We start from the raw sequence: 17,842 nt of genomic DNA on the forward strand, positions 1-17,842 counted from the left end.
CTGCATCAGCGCAGATCGATTGTGCGCGCACTGCTTCGGCCTCGCCAAAATCTGAAAATGGGCGTAGAGGAGTCCCATGTTGAAACCGATGCCCCTGTCCGAGGCGCAGAGCCTTCCGTTCTGGCGCCGCCCTGTGACGCTCTTGTTCGTCATGGCGTTGACGATGCCGATTGCCTTCAACGCGTGGAGCGCGCTGTTGAACAATTTCGTCATTGAGGTGGCGAATTTTGACGGGGCCGACATTGGGTTACTGCACACTGTGCGGGAGATCCCTGGATTTCTTGCCGTTGGCGTGATCGCGGTGATCATTTTCGTGCGCGAGCAGGTATTGGCGATGATCTCGCTGATGATGCTGGGCGTGGCAACTGCGTTGACAGCATGGTTTCCCAGCCTTGGTGGGTTGTTGTTTGTTACGCTCTTCAGCTCGATCGGCTTTCACTACTACGAAACGGTGAACCAATCGCTGCAGCTGCAATGGCTGCCCAAAGATCGCGCGCCGCAGGTTCTGGGGTGGCTGGTGGCTATGGGGTCTGCCGCGACCGCAGTGGTCTATGGCTTGATCGTTTTGACCTGGGACCGGTTTGATCTGTCCTACAACATTGTATTCATGGCCGCTGGTGGTGTGACTGCCCTGCTGGCGCTGTTCTGTCTTTTCGCCTTTCCGCAGTTTGACTCGCCAACTCCACAGACTAAAAAACTGATCCTGCGTCGTCGCTACTGGCTGTATTACGCACTACAGTTCATGGCCGGCGCGCGGCGGCAGATCTTTGTTGTCTTCGCCGGCTTCATGATGGTCGAGAAGTTTGGGTTTGAAGTGCACGAGCTGACCAGCCTCTATCTGATCAATCTGGTGATCAACATGGCGGCGGCTCCGATGCTGGGTAAGGCTGTGTCGATGTTCGGTGAGCGCCGCACGCTGATCTTCGAATACACCGGCTTGGCGATCGTTTTTGCGGCCTATGGCGGTATCTACTGGTTCGGGTGGGGCGTGGTTCTGGCTGCAACCCTATATGTGATCGACCATGTTCTTTTCGCATTAGCGCTTGCCCTGAAGACCTACTTTCAGAAAATCGCCGACCCTGCGGACATTGCACCGACAGCGGCCGTGGCGTTCACGATCAACCATATCGCCGCTGTGTTCCTTCCCGCGCTTCTGGGCCTGCTGTGGGTCATCTCGCCCGGTGCAGTCTTTGCACTGGCCGCTGCGATGGCGATGATCTCGTTGGGATTGACCTTACTGATCCCGCGCCACCCGGAACCGGGCAATGAAACGATCTTGTCGAAATACGCGCCGGCACCTGCCGAATAAGCGCCAATGCTTGACCTTGGCGGGCCATCGCCATAGGCGCTGTGTCAATTGATACAGGAGGCCCCCATGCCCACATTCACTGCGCTGACTACACTGACCGGTAAAAAAGCTGCCGAAGGGCTGGGCGAAGCGATGGAGCGTCTGGATCCCGAACCAACCGGCGTTGGTGTATTCGAGGTCGAGGATGGTTCGGGACTTTGGGAAGTTGGTGGGTATTTCACCGAAACTCCGGACGAAACCGCTTTGGCCGTCTTGGCCGCCGCGTTTGAGGCCAAGCCGTTTGTCGTGTCAGAATTGCCCGATACGGATTGGGTGGCCCATGTGCGCCGGGAACTGGCACCGGTCGATGCTGGACGGTTCTTTGTCTATGGCAGCCACGACGCTGACAAACTGCCCGAGGGACGCATCCCGCTACTGATCGAGGCCGCAATGGCCTTTGGCACTGGCCACCACGGCACCACTTTGGGATGCCTAAAGGCGCTGGACCATCTTCTGAGCCAAGGGTTCACGGCGACCAAAGTGGCCGATATCGGCTGTGGCACTGCCGTGCTGGCCATGGCGGCAGCGCGGGTCTGGGAAGGTGAGATCATCGCCAGCGATATCGACGAAGTGGCTGTTGATGTCGCCGAAGCCAACCTGAAGGCCAATGGAATGGCAGGCAAGGTCCGTTGCGTGGAAGCGGCGGGCTTTGACCATCCTGATCTGGGCGCGATCGCACCTTACGATCTGATTTTCGCAAATATCCTCAAGGGGCCACTGATTGCTCTGGCCCCCGAAATCGCAGCGAATCTGCGCGTCGGTGGATACGCAATTTTGTCTGGAATCCTTAACGAACAAGCCGATGATGTGGTTTCTGTTTATGTACAAAACGGGTTCAATTTAGAGAAAAATGACCAAATTGGTGAGTGGACGACGCTAATATTAAGCAAACAGGGCTAAATTTGGGCCATTTGCTGGAGCTTTCTGGAGTTTTGCCTCGATTTTGTCGCATTCTGTTTCTACCGTCTTAACGTGGAAACGGGGGGCGGTTTTGGAGGCTGCCATGACGGGAAAACAACTAGAATTTGATCAGCGCGTGAATCGCCTGAACAAGAAACACGCAAAACTAAGCCGTGGCTATCGTGCGACGATGCGCAAGGACGGGTTGGTTGTGATGAAACCGCAGAGGGTAAAGTCTGCTTTGCCCCTGAAGGTTCTTCTGATGTGTCTGCTTGGGTTGTTCGCATTCAAGACGTTCTTGCTGACCAGCCTTGGGCCTTCGGGCTATCAATACAGGGTTGATGCATTGAACGAGGGCACTTCGGTTGAACAAGCCGGTGCTTGGGTGATGCAAATCGATCCGGTATCGCTGATGCTTTCGGAACAGTTGGCACGGCTGCTGCCCTAACATCAGGCCAATGAATCAGAAACGCCGCGCATTCTGCATGCGCGGCGTTCTGCTTTGCCCCCGAGGGAGGGAAGGGGCATATGAGTGGGCGGTGCGTTAAATCTTAACGACGACCTTCGGCCACGACGTCAATATCGCCACGGCACAGTCCGATATCTTCCAGTTCGCGATCTGTCAGACCGCTCAGCGTGTTACGTGTCACACGGGCGTCATTCCATTCGACAACGGCGTTCACGACCGATGCGAAATATGCGCCGATACGGCCAACGAGGCCGAATGAGCCAGTGGTGGTGCGGGTTGTGTCCAGTGCAGCCATATCCTGTTTCCTTCTGGTTTGAGTTTACGTTTTGATCGTTCGTTCTGAGCGGCATCTAGTGCCGCCAAATCGGCTGTGCAAGTGCGGAAATTGCAACTGTCCTATGCGTTTTTTGCAGGGCTCAAGATTCATTAGAACCCCTTAATTTATTGGCCATTTTTGCTTCATGAAACGTGTCGATTTCAGACTTTTGCCTGTCGCAAATTGGCCGTTTTGTCGCGTGTGAAACAGGTCTGTCGTTTTTGTACTCTCTGTCAATTCGCTTGGAAAATGTTCACGCTTCGTGCTAATCCGTAAAAAAGATTACAAAAACTCGAGCAGGCCGAGGCGAAATATGCGGATTTTGGGCATTGATCCGGGGCTTAGGACCCTGGGATGGGGCGTCATCGAATCGCATGGCAGCCGCCTGAGCCACGTCGCCAACGGACTGTGCAAGTCTGACGGGGACGATTTGGGCGAGCGTTTGCTGTCTCTCTACAATCAAATCGTCGAAGTCATTGCAGAACATCAGCCCGATCAGGCGGCCATCGAACAGACCTTCGTCAATAAGGATGGGGCTGGTACGCTGAAGCTGGGCCAGGCGCGTGGTGTGGCGTTGTTGACGCTGGCGCAAGCAGGGCTGCCCGTGGGTGAATACGCGCCCAACCGGGTTAAGAAAACGGTTGTGGGCGTTGGGCATGCCGAGAAAGAGCAGGTTCTTCATATGGTCAAATTGCAACTGCCGGGCTGTAAGCCCAAAGGGGCGGATGCCGCGGATGCGCTGGCGATTGCCATCTGTCATTCATATTACGGCGCAGCGCCGCAGGCGCGCGTGAAAGAGGTGCGGGCATGATCGGGAAACTGACCGGACGACTGGACTATCGCGCAGCGGATCACGTGTTGATCGACGTGCGTGGGGTTGGATACCTGGTTTACTGCTCGGACCGGACCATGGCCGCACTGCCGGGCGTTGGCGAGGCTGTCTCGATCTATACCGATTTGGTGGTGCGCGAGGACCTGATGCAGCTTTTCGGGTTTTTGTCTCTGGTCGAAAAGGAATGGCATCGCCTGCTGTGTTCGGTTCAGGGCGTTGGGGCCAAGGTCTCGCTCGCTATACTGTCCGCGCTGGGTCCGGATGGGGTCAGCCGTGCCATTGCGCTTGGGGATTGGGGTGCCGTCAAGGCGGCGAAAGGCGTGGGCCCAAAGACGGCGCAGCGGATCGTGCTGGATCTAAAAGACAAAGCGCCGGGTGTTATGGCGATGGGCGGGACCGTGACCGAAGCGATGGACGGTCCCGGATTGGAAGTTGTTGAGCTGTCTGAACCGGCAACAGCGCCCAAACAGGCGGCCAAGCCTGCCTCGGGGTCTGCCGCAGCTTCGGCGGGGGCACTGTCAGCCCTTGGCAATTTAGGGTACGGACCATCCGAGGCGGCCTCGGCCGTGGCCGAAGCGGCCGCCAGCCTACCGGATGCAGGCGAGGCTGAATTGATCCGGGCGGCGCTCAAGTTGCTGGCTCCGAAAGGGTAACTGAATGGTAGACGCCGATCCCACATTGCGCCCCGATCCCTTGCCCGAGGATAACGACCGCGCCCTGCGTCCGCAGGGGTTAGACGAATTCATCGGTCAGGCCGAGGCGAGGGCAAATTTGCGCATCTTTATCCAATCCGCGCGTATGCGGAGCGAGGCGATGGATCACACGCTGTTTCATGGCCCTCCGGGTCTGGGTAAAACGACGCTGGCACAAATCATGGCGCGCGAGTTGGGGGTGAATTTCCGCATGACCTCGGGGCCGGTTCTGGCCAAGGCGGGTGATCTGGCGGCGATCCTGACCAATCTGGAATCCCGCGATGTGCTGTTCATCGACGAAATCCACCGTCTGAACCCGGCCGTCGAAGAGGTTCTGTATCCGGCGATGGAGGATTTCGAGCTGGATCTGGTGATCGGCGAAGGCCCGGCAGCGCGGACTGTGCGGATTGAGCTGCAGCCGTTTACTTTGGTCGGAGCAACGACGCGGATGGGCTTGCTGACCACCCCATTGCGCGACCGATTTGGCATTCCGACGCGGTTGCAGTTCTACACAGTGGACGAGTTGCACGAGATCGTTACGCGCAATGCCCGCAAACTGGGCGCGCCTGCTGATGATGCGGGCGCCAGAGAAATTGCGCGCCGATCGCGCGGGACCCCGCGGATCGCAGGGCGATTGCTGCGACGGGTGGTGGATTTCGCCATCGTCGAGGGCGATGGACGTATCACCCTGGATCTGGCGGATGGCGCGCTGACGCGGTTGGGAGTGGATAATCTGGGCTTGGATGGTGCCGACCGGCGATACCTTAAGCTGATTGCTGAGAACTATGCCGGTGGTCCGGTCGGGATTGAGACCCTGTCGGCTGCGTTGTCGGAAAGTCGCGATTCGCTGGAGGACGTGATCGAGCCCTATTTGTTGCAGCAAGGGCTGATCCAGCGCACGCCACGCGGTCGGATGTTGGCGCAGAAGGCTTGGACGCATCTGGGAATGTCGGCACCAAAGGGCCAGAGCGATCTGTTTGGTTGAAGCTGAGGCCTTTAGATTTTATGCCTTCGGCAAGAGTACTTTCGAAAAGATGAAGGATTGGGCGTGACCCCCGAAGACATTCAGTCGTTGTTCACCCGTGAAAGCGGAGAGTTCCTGTTTGCGCGTTGGGGTCGGCCCATCGTGCCTATCGTCTTTGGGGTCGAGGATGAAACCCTGAACACCGTCAAGGGCGCGTTTGAGGCCGTGGTTAGCCTGGCCGATCATAAGATGGCCGAAACGGATCCGGAACTTGGTGCGAACTGCATGGTGTTCTTTTTCCGCGACTGGAAGGAGCTGCTAGAAGTTCCAGATCTGGATCGGTTGGTTCCCGATCTTGCCCCGCTGGTGGACCGGCTGATCGCGGCGGATGCAAATCAGTATCGCGTGTTCCGCTTTGAAGAGGACGGTGCGATTCGAGCCGCGTTTGTTTTCCTGCGCATGGACAAAGAGCTGTCCAAGATTCCGGCCGAGACACTGGCGCTCAGCCAGGTGGTGCAGACCATTTTGCTGTGGTCGGACACTGCGTTCAGAACGCAATCGCCGCTGGCGGTCGCCGAGGGGGTGACAGTCCTGCGCCCCGACATCGCCGGGCTGATCCGGGCAGCCTATGATCCGGTTTTGCCGAGGGCAGCGCAGGACCCGGCACATGGCTTGCGATTGTTTGCACGAATGCAGCAGCCGCAGTGATTTAAGCTGAGACCATCTACGATTTGGATGTGTTGCGGTGTTGGAAAGCGGTCAATAGATCGCTTCCCGTGTCAAAAAATGCGTCGTCGCCCACCAAATTGGTCACGCCGTACCTGTCCAACTCTGACCGGACATGCGGTTCGATCACGAGGAATACCAGCCGGATGTTCCTTGCCTGCAGGAGCTTGAGGACATTGCGCAGCGTGTAGCCCGCGGTGAAGTCGATGTCATCGATGGCCGAGGCTTCGATGCAGAACCAACGTACTTTGTTATCTGAATCATGGGTGATTGTCGCAATCTCATCCGAAAGCCGCTGTGCATTCGCGTAGTAAAGGCTGTGCGAGAAGCGATAGATGACGAGCCCGGGTTCGAATTGGTTTGGCACGGAAATGGGTTTTGAATGCCAACCACCGTCTTTGGTTTTGACGATCACTGAATTTTTGGGGCGGTAGCCGCGGCGGGTATGGTCGATCAATGACAGCACCATCGCAAAGATGATGCCTTGTTCGACCCCAACGATGACGACAACCGCAGCCGTGGCGACTGCAATCCAGAATTCTGATCGGGCTTGCCTGTAAATTGCAATCAGGCCTTTCAGGTCGATCAGTTTCAGGCCGATCAGGAACACAACTGCAGACAGTGCCGCATTCGGCAGGTAGGCCAGCGGGCCGGTCAGGAACAATATGACCACCAAGACGATCAAGACGGTCGTCAGTTGTGCCACCTGACTGCGGCCACCGGCGCTGGCCACCATCTCGGTTTTTGTCGGGCTGCCATTTACAACGAATGTGCCCGTGAAGGCTGCCCCAAGATTGGCCAGACCCAGCCCGACAAGGTCAGTGTTCTCGCTGAACTTCTCTTCGTAGCGTGCGGCATAGGCCCGCGAAGTTGCGGCGCTTTGGGCCAAGATCACAACGAAAATGGACAGCGCGGTTGGCAGCAATTGTTTGAACAGGGTCCAGCTCCAATCCACGTTCGGGACAGAGAGCGCAGGCAAGCCGCTGGGAACCGAACCCAGTACCGCGATGCCGGATGCGGCGAATTGGAACGCCCAGCTGCACAGGATTACCCCAAGTATGGCGAATAACGGGCCGGGCAGTTTCGGTGACAGCTGCCGGCATCCGACGACGATCAGCAGAACTGCCGCCGCCACCGTCAATGTGGGCCAGCTTGTCTGGTCGATGTTCTGAATGGTTGCCTGAAGCTTGGCGATGGTCCCATGACCTTCGCTTTCGATCCCTAACAGGCCGGGGATTTCTCCGGCCGCGACTTGAATGCCCACGCCTGTCAGGAACCCGACAAGAACTGTCCGGGATAGGAAATCAGCCAAAAACCCCAAGCCGATGAGGCGTGCGGCAATCAGAAGAACAGCTGCCATCAGCGCCAAAAGGGACGCCAACGCCAGATACTCGGACGAACCCGACACTGCCATGCCGGCCAGGGCCGAGGCCGTAATCGCCGCCGTAGCAGAATCCGCGCCCACAACAAGATGGCGGGACGAACCGAACAGCGCGAACAGCGCCATTGGGATAAGGATGGTGTACAACCCAGTCACAACCGGTGTGCCTGCGATCTTTGTGTAGCCCATGACCTCGGGGATCGCGAGGCAGGCAAAGGTCAGGCCTGCCAAAATTTCCGCAGGCAAGGTCGCGCGGTTGAACGGCAAGATGCCCTGAAGGACAGGAAGAAAGAACATCCTCTCTTCTTTTGGTCCTTTAGCCATTGAAACTCCTGTCGGATTCACTTGGTATGTATGAAAGCCTAGAGGGCAAATCTTCGAATTTCGATAGCGGACTTGGGAAGGTGGGAACTTTGTCCCCACAAGGGATTGCAGGAACCGCGACAACCATGCATCTGTTTCAGAGCAGGATTTGCCCCGCGCGTTACATATTTGAGAGACCGGACCTGATATCATGGCCAATGAAGCTGATGCGCCCCACAAGCATATCTTTCCGATCCGGGTCTACTATGAAGACACCGATATGGGCGGGGTCGTATACCACGCGAATTACCTCAAGTTTATCGAACGCGCGCGATCTGACTATGTGCGCCGTCTGGGCAATGATCAGAACGCGATGCGCGATGGCGGGATCGTCTGGGTCGTGCGCCGGATCGAGGCGGATTACGTCGCGCCCGCGAAGTTCGATGATGAGCTGATTGTTGAAACTTGGCTGTCGTCAATCTCTGGTGTGCGGCTGACCATGGGTCAGTTGGTCAAGAGGGGGGAGACCGAGATCTTCCGCGCCTCGGTGACTGCTGTTTGTATGAATGCGCAGGGCAAGCCGGTCCGCCTTCCGGCAGAGATTCGCGCATTGATGTAACAATTTGTCGGTCTGGGGTGGTTATGTTGGCTTTTCGTAACCAACTGCGATAGCGTTTGGAAAAACAAGGCCAAACGAACGGCCGTCAGGCAAAAAACAAAGAGCAGGTTCATGGAAGCTGAAACGCTGGCGCTGGCGCAGGAGATCGATTTCTCCATGTGGGGGCTGTATGCCCGCGCGACCTTTGTCGTCAAACTGGTGATGTTGATGCTGATCGCTGCATCCATCTGGTCTTGGGCGATTATCATTCAGAAATTGATCAACTATCGCGCGGCCCGCCGCGAGGCGCAGGTGTTTGACGAGGCCTTCTGGTCCGGCAACCCGCTGGACGAGCTGTTCGAACATATCGGATCGCAGCCCGACGGCAGTTCCGAGAAGATTTTTGCCGCTGGCATGATCGAATGGCGCAGGTCGCACCGAACGGATGGCGGGCTGATCGCGGGGGCCACTGCACGGATTGACCGCTCGATGGACGTGGCAATCGCCAAAGAGTCCGAGACACTGCAAAAAGGTTTGCCCATTTTGGCGACGGTGGGCTCGACCGCGCCGTTCATTGGCCTGTTCGGGACCGTTTGGGGCATCATGAACGCGTTTATTGAGATTGCCGAGCAGCAAAACACCAACCTTGCCGTTGTGGCACCCGGCATTGCCGAGGCGCTTTTGGCCACGGGCCTGGGTCTGTTGGCTGCGATCCCGGCGGTAATTTTCTACAACAAGCTCAGTTCAGACAGTGACCGGATCGTGGGTGGCTACGAGGCTTTTGCCGACGAGTTCGCCACCATCCTGTCGCGTCAGTTGGACAGCTAGGATGGGTGCGGCGGTTCAGCAGAACGGAGGCGGGAACGGGCGCAGACGGGGCCGTCGTCGCGGGCGCGCGCAGCCGATGGCCGAGATCAACGTGACGCCGTTTGTAGACGTTATGCTGGTGTTGCTGATTATCTTTATGGTGGCGGCACCGCTGCTAACTGTTGGCGTGCCGGTGGACCTGCCCAAGACGGCGGCAAGCGCGTTGCCGGGCGATAACGAAGAGCCGCTGACAGTCACGATGACTGCCGAAGGGCGCGTTCAGATTCAAACCACCGATGTTGCCCGCGAAGAGTTGATTGGCAAGCTGCGCGCCATCGCGGCAGAACGCAGCAGTGACCGGGTGTTCCTGCGGGCGGATGGTGCGATCCCTTACGCGCAGGTGATGCAGGTTATGGGTGCGCTGAATGCAGGTGGGTTTTCCAATGTGGGGCTGGTGACTGACACCGGCGGCCCTGCGCTGGACGATGGTGGAGAGTGAGGCCGCGCGGTGGATACCGGCACCAAGATCTCGGCAATTGCCCATGTCAGTTTGATTTCGTGGGCTCTGTTTGGCGGCACCTTTCGGTCCGAACCATTGCCTATGCCCGTTCAGGATATCTCGGTGATCTCGGCTGAACAGTTCGCAGCAATGACGGCCCAGAGTGAGGCGCCAGAGGTGCCTACGCCAACTGCCCTGCAACAGCCCGATGCGCCCGAAGAGGAAATCCCCACCCCTGAACCGGTGGAGCAGGAACCTCCGACGCCTGAAGTGTCAGAGCCAAATGAACCAGAGCCAGAGCTGGAACCGGAACCGCTGGCCCCTCCTCCTGAACCGGTCGTGATCGAACAGCCCCCGGAGCTGGCACCCCCAGAACCCGAGGCCGTCGTTTTGCCCACCCCGCCGGGACCCGAGGCACAGCCGCGGCCTGCGGATAAAGTAGCGCCTGAACCTGTCGCGCCGCCGCCGCCCGAGGCCGCGCCAGATGATATTGAATCCCCGGCTGTATCGCTGGACGAGGGAGCTGAAACTCAGCAAGAACAGCAGGATCAAACGGCGCCCGAAGAGGCCACGGATGAAATCGTGACCGAGGCGGAAGAAGCCAAAGAATATGCGCCACGCAGCTCTCCGCGCCCACTGGTGCGACCGAACCGGCCAACGCCACCGGCGCAGCCCGAAGTGGCTGAGACCGAAGAACCGACCGAACCAGAGCCCGCGCCAAGTGATGAAACCGCCATCAACGACGCACTGGCCGAGGCGCTGGGGCAGAGTAGCGAACCGTCCGGGCCGCCCCTGACTGCGGGTGAGAAGGACGCCATGCGACTGGCTGTGTCGAAGTGCTGGAACGTTGGTTCTTTGTCTACGGATGCACTGCAGACAGTCGTTGTGGTCGGGTTCTCACTGACACCGGATGGCAAAGTGCTCGGCGGTACAATGCAAATGATCGACAGTTCCGGCGGTACTGACGCGTCTGCAAGACAAGCCTACGAGGCCGCCCGGCGAGCGATTTTGCGCTGCGGGGCCAAAGGATACATTCTGCCTACTGACAAATACGATCAATGGCGAGATATTGAGATTACATTCAATCCCGAGAGGATGCGGATCAAATGATGAGATTTCTGACCAGCCTTTTGCTTGGCCTGACAATTTTGGCAGCGCCGGTGTATGCGCAAAGCGGACCCCTGCGTCTTGAGCTGGATCAGGGGATTATTGAACCCTTGCCTTTTGCGGTGCCCAATTTCGTGCCCGACGGGCCAGCAGCCACACAATACGCAAACGACTTATCGCGCGTCGTAGCGGCGGATCTGACGGGAACCGGACTGTTCCGTGAAATTTCTTCAGACGCATTCATCAGCCGGGTCAGCAGTTTCGAAGCCCCTGTGCAATTTGCCGATTGGAAGGCCATCAATGCCGAGGCCTTGGTGACAGGTGCAGTCAACGTCTCGGGCAAGCGCCTGACTGTGCGATTTCGCGTTTGGGACGTATTCTCGGGTCAGGAATTGGGCAATGGTCTGCAGTTTTCCGGAACCACAGATGGCTGGCGGCGCATGGCGCACAAAGTTGCCGATCAGGTTTATACCCGTGTGACTGGCGAGAGCGGTTACTTTGACAGCCGCGTCGCGTTTGTGTCCGAAAGTGGCCCCAAGAACCAGCGTCTGAAGCGTCTGGCAATCATGGACTACGACGGCGCGAACGTTCAGTACCTCACCGACAGCGCCGCGATTGTTCTGGCGCCACGCTTTTCGCCCTCGGGCGATCGGCTGTTGTACACCAGCTATGAAACCGGTCAACCGCGCATTTATGTTTTGGACGTTGATCGCGTCAAACGGACCGAATTGAAGACACAAGACGGCACCATGAGCTTTTCGCCGCGCTTTTCGCCGGATGGCCGTTCGATTCTGTATTCGTTGATTCAGGGCGGCAACACGGACCTGTGGAAAATGGATCTGGCCTCGGGGCAAAGCGTGCGGCTGACGAACACGCCTGCCATTGAGACCGCGCCCAGCTATTCCCCGGACGGGTCGCAGATCGTGTTCGAAAGCGACCGCTCTGGCACACCTCAACTGTACATCATGCCCGCAAATGGCGGCGAGGCGACCCGCATCAGCTTTAAGCAGGGGCGTTATGGCACACCGGTCTGGTCGCCGCGTGGGGACCTGATCGCCTTTACCAAGCAGAACAAGGGCCGGTTCCATATCGGCGTCATGCGGACAGACGGCAGCGAGGAACGCCTGCTGACGTCGTCCTTCCTGGATGAGGGGCCAACATGGTCGCCGAATGGCCGCGTCATCATGTTCACCCGTGAATCGCAGGGCGCAAGCGGTCGGGCGACACTGTATTCGGTGGATATCTCGGGTCGGAACCTGCGCCCGGTACGTACACCGGATGGTGGCAGCGATCCATCCTGGGGCCCACTGCAGAAGTGATCGGGGCAGGGGGTTGGAAAAGTTCACAAATTTCCTGCACTGTGATAACAGAGACAGCAATAAAGCAATAAAACGACGAGGCACCTGAAATGAATGTATTGAGCAAAGTCATAGCATTGGGCGTGCTAAGTGTAATGGCCGCCTGTACCAACAACGATCCTTCGGCACTGGGCGGTGGCGCGGGCGGTAGCGGCTCGATCCTGCCGGGTTCGCCCAGCGACCCCCAGTCACCGGCCTATTTCCAGCAAACTGTTGGCGACCGCGTTTTGTTTGAGGTCGATCAGTCGACCCTGACCGGGCAGGCGCAGACGATATTGCAGGGACAGGCAGACTGGCTGCTGGCCAATACGGATTTCGTCGCCACGATCGAGGGTCACGCGGACGAACAGGGTACTCGCGAGTATAACCTCGCTCTGGGCGCGCGTCGCGCCAATGCGGCGCGTGAATACCTCATTTCACGTGGGGTCGCGGGCAACCGGTTGACCACCGTCAGTTTCGGAAAGGAACGCCCGATCGAGATTTGCAGCACCGAGGAATGCTATTCCAAAAACCGTCGTTCGGTGACGGTCCTGACCGGTTCAACTTTGGGGTAAGATGATGCGAATTGCAGGATGGGTTCTGGCTGCGGTCGTGGCGACTGCGGGCGTGGCAAGTGCACAGGATCAGCAAACCCTGGCGGATATCCGTCAGGAGCTTACTGTGCTGCACGTCGAGGTTCAGCGCCTCAAGCGCGAGTTTTCAACCACCGGATCTCCGGCACCCAATCTTGCTGGCAGTTCCGTTCTGGAACGTGTTGACGCCATTGAGGCTGAATTGCAGCGCCTGACCCGTCAGACCGAGCAGTTGAACCAACGTGTGCAGAACATTGTTACTGACGGAACCAACCGGATCGGCGATCTGGAATTCCGCTTGGTTGAGTTGGAAGGTGGCGATCTCAGCACGCTTGGCGAGACCTCGACCCTGGGTGGCGAAACCGAAATCACCGCTGCGGCACCGACAACACCTACTACCCCGACGGCACCGGCCCCGACGGATCAAGGTGAACTTGCCGTGGGTGAGCGCGCGGACTTTGATGCCGCATCACAGGCGCTGGCGGATGGCAACTATCAGACCGCAGCGGAGCAATTCGCCACATTCGAAACCTCGTATCCCGGCAGTCCGCTGGCCCCCGAAGCCAACTTGAAACGAGGGCGGGCGCTTGTTGGGATCGGTGACACGCGTGAGGCCGCGCGGGCCTTTCTGGCCAGCTTTACCGGTGATTCCGAAGGTGCATTCGCACCCGAGGCGCTGTTTGAGTTGGGCTCGGCGCTGGGGCGTCTAGGGCAGACCGATCAGGCTTGCATCACTCTGGGCGAGGTGGGCGTGCGGTTCCCGTCGTCGACCTCGGCCACGAATGCCACACAGGAAATGGCAAGCCTGGGCTGTTCTTGACCGAAAACGCTGAAGAACTGCGCGCCGGGATTCGGGCGCGTTTGCCGCGAACCCTTCCGTCGCGTCTGGGTGTGGCTGTCTCTGGCGGGGGCGATTCAATCGCCCTGCTTTTGCTGTTGAATGATATTGCCCAAAACGAGCAGGTAAAGCTGTTAGCGGCGACCGTTGACCACGGTTTGCGCCCCGAATCCGAAGTCGAAGCGCAGAAAGTAAGCGAGCTTGCCGCGCGTTTGGGTATCACGCATCAAACGTTGAAATGGACAGGGTGGGCCGGTCAGGGGAACCTTCAGGATCAGGCCAGACAGGCGCGATATCGGCTGTTGACCGAATGGGCCACACGCAATGCGATCAGCGCGATTGCGTTAGGCCACACCGCGGATGATCAGGCCGAAACCTTCCTGATGCGACTGGGCCGCGCAGCTGGCGTCACGGGCCTGTCGGGTATGCCGGTTGAACGGATTTTGGATGGCGTGACGATGTTGCGGCCGATGTTGGGTGTCACAAGGCAAGCATTGCGTTGCTATCTATCTAGTGAGGGAGTTGGCTGGATCGAAGATCCCTCGAATCAGGACCTTCGGTTTGACCGTATCAAGGCGCGCCAGGCCTTGTCTGACCTTAAGGATTTGGGGATCACGGCCAATTCTTTGACCCGAGTCGCAGAAAACCTTGCACAAGCCCGTGAGGCATTGGAGCGTTTTACGCAGGAATCCGCCCGAAAAATCGCCGTGGTGGAAACTGGTGATGTTTGCTTGGATCGCACCGCCTTTCAGTCTTTGCCTCAGGAAATCCAGCGCCGGCTTGTGATCGGCTGCATCGCATGGATTGCCGGAGCGGGGTATCCACCACGCCAAACGTCGGTGGATCAGGCTGTGAAGGCCGTTGAAGAGGGTATCGCTACGTCGGTCAATGGCTGTTTGTTTGTCCCAAAGGTCAATAAAACGTGGATTTGCAGAGAGCTAAACGCCGTTCAGGGCGAAATCGCGCGCCCCGGCGAGCCGTGGGACAAACGCTGGATTCTGTCAGGACCTTCGACCGCTGGTGTACAAATCCGACCATTAGGCGAGCAAGGCCTGCCTAGGGTTCCAGATTGGCGGGACTTGGGTAAACCACGTCAGGTCTTGTTGGCTTCACCCGCTGTTTGGCTGGGGGATGAACTGGTGTCAGCTCCAACCGCCAGATTGATGAATGGATGGACGGCTGAATTGGCCCCCGGAACGCCCGAGTTTCATTCTTCTTTTTTATCGCATTGAACCTCCTTGAATCATCTCTATTTTATAGAGCAACCCGGCAGACACCCATCTGCCGAAATCTTTTGGGAGACTTTCCTTGGGCAACGCTCGTAACATCGCCTTCTGGGTCGTTCTGTTTTTGCTGATCCTTGCACTGTTCAATTTGTTCAGCGGACCAGGCGGGACACTTCAGAGCAATGAAAGAACTTATTCTGATTTCGTAACCGCCGTTCAAGCCGACGAAGTCAAGAATGTGACCCTGGATGGCGAACAGATTCGCTATACCACGCAAAGCGGTGCCAACTATGTCACCATCAAACCCGGCGATGCCGAGGTCACCAAACTGTTGATCGACGAGAACATTCCTGTTCGCGCCGAAAAACAGCAGCAATCCGGTTTCCAGTCGTTCCTGATCACGCTGCTGCCCTTCCTGCTGCTTATTGGTGTCTGGGTCTATTTCATGAACCGGATGCAAGGCGGTGGAAAAGGCGGCGCGATGGGCTTTGGCAAGTCCAAGGCCAAGATGCTGACCGAAAAGCATGGCCGCGTGACATTTGACGATGTCGCAGGCATCGACGAGGCCAAGGAAGAGCTGGAAGAGATCGTGGAATTCCTGCGCAACCCGCAGAAGTTCAGCCGCCTTGGCGGTAAGATCCCGAAAGGCGCGCTGCTGGTTGGCCCTCCGGGCACCGGTAAGACGCTGCTGGCGCGTGCGATCGCGGGTGAGGCAGGTGTGCCGTTCTTCACCATCTCTGGTTCTGACTTTGTTGAAATGTTTGTCGGTGTCGGTGCATCTCGTGTGCGTGACATGTTCGAACAGGCCAAAAAGAATGCGCCCTGTATTGTGTTCATCGATGAAATCGACGCCGTGGGGCGTCATCGTGGTGCCGGGTATGGCGGCGGGAACGACGAACGCGAACAGACGCTCAACCAGTTGCTGGTTGAGATGGACGGGTTCGAAGCCAATGAGGGTGTGATCATTCTGGCGGCCACCAACCGTAAGGACGTTCTGGACCCTGCGCTGCTGCGCCCCGGTCGTTTTGACCGCAACGTGACCGTCGGCAACCCCGACATCAAAGGCCGTGAGAAAATCCTGGGCGTGCACGCGCGCAAGACACCTCTGGGCCCCGATGTCGACCTGCGCATCATCGCGCGTGGTACTCCGGGTTTCTCGGGTGCTGATCTGGCGAACCTCGTGAACGAGGCCGCCCTGATGGCAGCCCGTGTTGGCCGTCGCTTTGTCACCATGGAAGACTTTGAGAACGCCAAGGACAAAGTGATGATGGGGGCCGAGCGCCGCTCGATGGTGCTGACGCAAGACCAAAAGGAAAAGACCGCATATCACGAATCTGGTCACGCGGTAGTCGGACTGTCGCTGCCGCTGTGCGATCCGGTCTACAAAGCGACCATCATTCCGCGCGGTGGCGCATTGGGTATGGTGGTGTCGTTGCCGGAAATGGACCGTCTGAACTATCACCGCGACGAATGTGAGCAAAAGCTGGCCATGACCATGGCAGGCAAAGCCGCCGAAGTGATCAAATACGGTGAAGATCACGTCTCGAACGGTCCCGCTGGTGACATCATGCAGGCCAGCCAGTTGGCGCGTGCCATGGTGATGCGCTGGGGCATGTCTGACAAGGTCGGCAACATTGATTATGCCGAGGCGCATGACGGCTATTCGGGCAACACTGCTGGCTTCTCGGTCTCTGCGCATACCAAAGAGCTGATCGAGGAAGAAGTGAAACGCCTGATCCAGCAGGGTTATGAGCGCGCGCACAAGATCCTGTCCGACAAGAACGAGGAATGGGAACGTCTGGCGCAAGGCTTGCTGGAATACGAAACCCTGACTGGGGATGAGATCAAGCGAGTCATGAATGGCGAATCGCCGACCGATGGTGATGACGAAGGTGACAAGCCGGATGAGGGCAGCGCGCCCAGCGTTACCGCCATTCCCAAGACCAAGGTCAAAAAGACCCCGCCCGACGGTGGGATGGAGCCGGAACCATCGGCATAAAGTAATCAGACCCGGGCAAAGTCCCGGGTCTTTTCTTTTCAGCTTTTCAAATGGACTGGCTTGACTTTTAGTACGATTTTGACGGCCCGCAGCCGAAGGGGATTTCAAATGCCGGTATTGCGAGAAACAGAATTCACGGGTGAAGTTGTTTGGCTGGGTCACGTGCCCGCGGGTGGCTCGATCCGGGCCAGAGCGGTCGATGCTTTGAAACTGGATTTCTCAGGGGACAAAGGCGAGCGGCACGAGGGTCTCAACCGGGCCTCATGTGTCAGGGTCAAGAATCTGTATCCGCAAGGCACCGAAATCCGCAACGTGCGCCAATTGTCTGTTCTGTCCGCCGAGGAAATGGACGCCGCAGCTAAAGAGATGGGGTTGGATTGGCTGGATCCGTCGTTTCTGGGCGTCAGCATCTTGTTGCGCGGCATTCCGGACTTTACACATCTTCCGCCATCCTCGCGTTTGCAGGGCCGCGACGGTGTCACGATAACCGTGGATATGGAAAACCGCCCCTGCATTATTCCCGGGCGTGAGATCGAAGCCGATCAACCTGGGTACGGGGCGTCCTTCAAACCGGCTGCTCAAGGCCGAAGGGGTGTGACTGCTTGGGTGGAACGGCCCGGTCAATTGCGGTTGGGGGACCAGATGAGCCTGTTCGTGCCAGATCAGCGGGCCTGGGCGCCCTAAACGTCAAGCGTTTTCGATTTGAAACCGGTGAAATGACGCTACGCCGTTTCATGGCTTGAATATGTCGGAATCTCTATCCATCGGGATTGTACACAACGGTATGGATTGACCAGCACCGGCCCAGCTGCGCCGGTTTGCAGGGAATTCAACCGGGGGTTTTGCCCAATGAGCTATAAATCGGACATTGAAATCGCGCGCGAGGCGCAGAAGAAGCCTATTCAGG

19 protein-coding genes are annotated in these 17,842 nt (G+C 57.9%); 17 read left to right on the forward strand and 2 right to left on the reverse strand.

Annotation, left to right across the window (positions count from 1 at the left end):
• Nucleotides 1-76 precede the first annotated feature (76 nt).
• The 3 genes from AC2FJF_RS19750 (at nt 77) to AC2FJF_RS19760 (ending at nt 2,696) form a co-directional block, all read left to right on the forward strand.
• Nucleotides 77-1,309 carry an MFS transporter gene (locus AC2FJF_RS19750; RefSeq protein ID WP_496726864.1) on the forward strand — a complete coding sequence of 411 codons (1,233 nt, stop codon included), beginning with the start codon at nt 77-79 and terminating at the stop codon, nt 1,307-1,309.
• Between the two features lie 66 nt (nt 1,310-1,375).
• A complete protein-coding gene (locus AC2FJF_RS19755; RefSeq protein WP_496726865.1) occupies nt 1,376-2,248 on the forward strand; it encodes a 50S ribosomal protein L11 methyltransferase in 873 nt (290 codons plus the stop codon).
• A 103-nt stretch (nt 2,249-2,351) separates the two neighbouring features.
• The gene (locus tag AC2FJF_RS19760; protein WP_496726866.1) at nt 2,352-2,696 is read left to right on the forward strand and encodes a hypothetical protein; all 345 of its coding nucleotides are present in this window, start codon (nt 2,352-2,354) and stop codon (nt 2,694-2,696) included.
• Between the two features lie 103 nt (nt 2,697-2,799).
• Here the strand turns inward: AC2FJF_RS19760 and AC2FJF_RS19765 are convergent, their stop codons facing one another.
• A complete protein-coding gene (locus AC2FJF_RS19765) occupies nt 2,800-3,012 on the reverse strand; it encodes a DUF1127 domain-containing protein (protein ID WP_108861009.1) in 213 nt (70 codons plus the stop codon).
• Nucleotides 3,013-3,346: 334 nt separating this feature from the next.
• Here AC2FJF_RS19765 and ruvC point away from each other — a divergent pair, with 334 nt between their 5' ends.
• The 4 genes from ruvC (at nt 3,347) to AC2FJF_RS19785 (ending at nt 6,229) form a co-directional block, all read left to right on the forward strand.
• Complete coding sequence (gene ruvC, locus AC2FJF_RS19770; RefSeq protein ID WP_058273216.1) at nt 3,347-3,844, forward strand: crossover junction endodeoxyribonuclease RuvC; 498 nt, start codon at nt 3,347-3,349, stop codon at nt 3,842-3,844.
• Nucleotides 3,841-4,518, forward strand: coding sequence for a Holliday junction branch migration protein RuvA (gene ruvA, locus AC2FJF_RS19775; RefSeq protein WP_496726867.1), 678 nt, complete (start codon nt 3,841-3,843; stop codon nt 4,516-4,518). Before ruvC ends, ruvA begins: the two co-directional genes overlap by 4 nt.
• 4 nt (nt 4,519-4,522) lie before the next feature.
• Nucleotides 4,523-5,542, forward strand: coding sequence for a Holliday junction branch migration DNA helicase RuvB (gene ruvB / locus AC2FJF_RS19780; protein ID WP_496726868.1), 1,020 nt, complete (start codon nt 4,523-4,525; stop codon nt 5,540-5,542).
• A 63-nt stretch (nt 5,543-5,605) separates the two neighbouring features.
• Nucleotides 5,606-6,229: a hypothetical protein gene (locus AC2FJF_RS19785; protein ID WP_496726869.1), complete on the forward strand. Its 624-nt coding sequence runs from the start codon at nt 5,606-5,608 to the stop codon at nt 6,227-6,229.
• Between the two features lie 16 nt (nt 6,230-6,245).
• Here AC2FJF_RS19785 and AC2FJF_RS19790 read toward each other — a convergent pair whose 3' ends face one another.
• Nucleotides 6,246-7,952, reverse strand: a complete 1,707-nt coding sequence (locus tag AC2FJF_RS19790) for a SulP family inorganic anion transporter (protein WP_496726870.1) — start codon at nt 7,950-7,952, stop codon at nt 6,246-6,248.
• 190 nt (nt 7,953-8,142) lie between these two features.
• Between AC2FJF_RS19790 and ybgC the strand changes: the two genes are divergently transcribed.
• The 10 genes from ybgC (at nt 8,143) to AC2FJF_RS19840 (ending at nt 17,619) form a co-directional block, all read left to right on the forward strand.
• Nucleotides 8,143-8,550, forward strand: coding sequence for a tol-pal system-associated acyl-CoA thioesterase (gene ybgC, locus AC2FJF_RS19795; protein ID WP_058273220.1), 408 nt, complete (start codon nt 8,143-8,145; stop codon nt 8,548-8,550).
• A gap of 111 nt (nt 8,551-8,661) precedes the next feature.
• Nucleotides 8,662-9,357 carry a protein TolQ gene (tolQ, locus tag AC2FJF_RS19800; RefSeq protein WP_058273221.1) on the forward strand — a complete coding sequence of 232 codons (696 nt, stop codon included), beginning with the start codon at nt 8,662-8,664 and terminating at the stop codon, nt 9,355-9,357.
• A gap of 1 nt (nt 9,358) precedes the next feature.
• A complete protein-coding gene (gene tolR, locus AC2FJF_RS19805; RefSeq protein WP_109312607.1) occupies nt 9,359-9,835 on the forward strand; it encodes a protein TolR in 477 nt (158 codons plus the stop codon).
• A 9-nt stretch (nt 9,836-9,844) separates the two neighbouring features.
• Nucleotides 9,845-10,945, forward strand: a complete 1,101-nt coding sequence (tolA, locus tag AC2FJF_RS19810; RefSeq protein WP_496726871.1) for a cell envelope integrity protein TolA — start codon at nt 9,845-9,847, stop codon at nt 10,943-10,945.
• A complete protein-coding gene (tolB, locus tag AC2FJF_RS19815; protein WP_496726872.1) occupies nt 10,942-12,261 on the forward strand; it encodes a Tol-Pal system beta propeller repeat protein TolB in 1,320 nt (439 codons plus the stop codon). The genes tolA and tolB overlap by 4 nt, the downstream gene beginning before the upstream one ends.
• 89 nt (nt 12,262-12,350) lie before the next feature.
• Nucleotides 12,351-12,854 (forward strand): peptidoglycan-associated lipoprotein Pal, encoded by a 504-nt coding sequence (pal, locus tag AC2FJF_RS19820; RefSeq protein WP_496726873.1) that lies wholly within the window; start codon nt 12,351-12,353, stop codon nt 12,852-12,854.
• A 4-nt stretch (nt 12,855-12,858) separates the two neighbouring features.
• Nucleotides 12,859-13,692 carry a tol-pal system protein YbgF gene (gene ybgF / locus AC2FJF_RS19825; RefSeq protein ID WP_496726874.1) on the forward strand — a complete coding sequence of 278 codons (834 nt, stop codon included), beginning with the start codon at nt 12,859-12,861 and terminating at the stop codon, nt 13,690-13,692.
• Entirely contained in the window at nt 13,689-14,942 is a 1,254-nt protein-coding gene (gene tilS, locus AC2FJF_RS19830; RefSeq protein WP_496726875.1) for a tRNA lysidine(34) synthetase TilS, read from the forward strand. The genes ybgF and tilS overlap by 4 nt, the downstream gene beginning before the upstream one ends.
• 76 nt (nt 14,943-15,018) lie before the next feature.
• The gene (ftsH, locus tag AC2FJF_RS19835) at nt 15,019-16,935 is read left to right on the forward strand and encodes an ATP-dependent zinc metalloprotease FtsH (protein WP_058279522.1); all 1,917 of its coding nucleotides are present in this window, start codon (nt 15,019-15,021) and stop codon (nt 16,933-16,935) included.
• A gap of 108 nt (nt 16,936-17,043) precedes the next feature.
• Nucleotides 17,044-17,619 (forward strand): MOSC domain-containing protein, encoded by a 576-nt coding sequence (locus AC2FJF_RS19840; RefSeq protein ID WP_496726877.1) that lies wholly within the window; start codon nt 17,044-17,046, stop codon nt 17,617-17,619.
• Nucleotides 17,620-17,842 lie beyond the last annotated feature (223 nt).

It is taken from the genome of Ruegeria sp. CDSB013, from assembly GCF_059611165.1.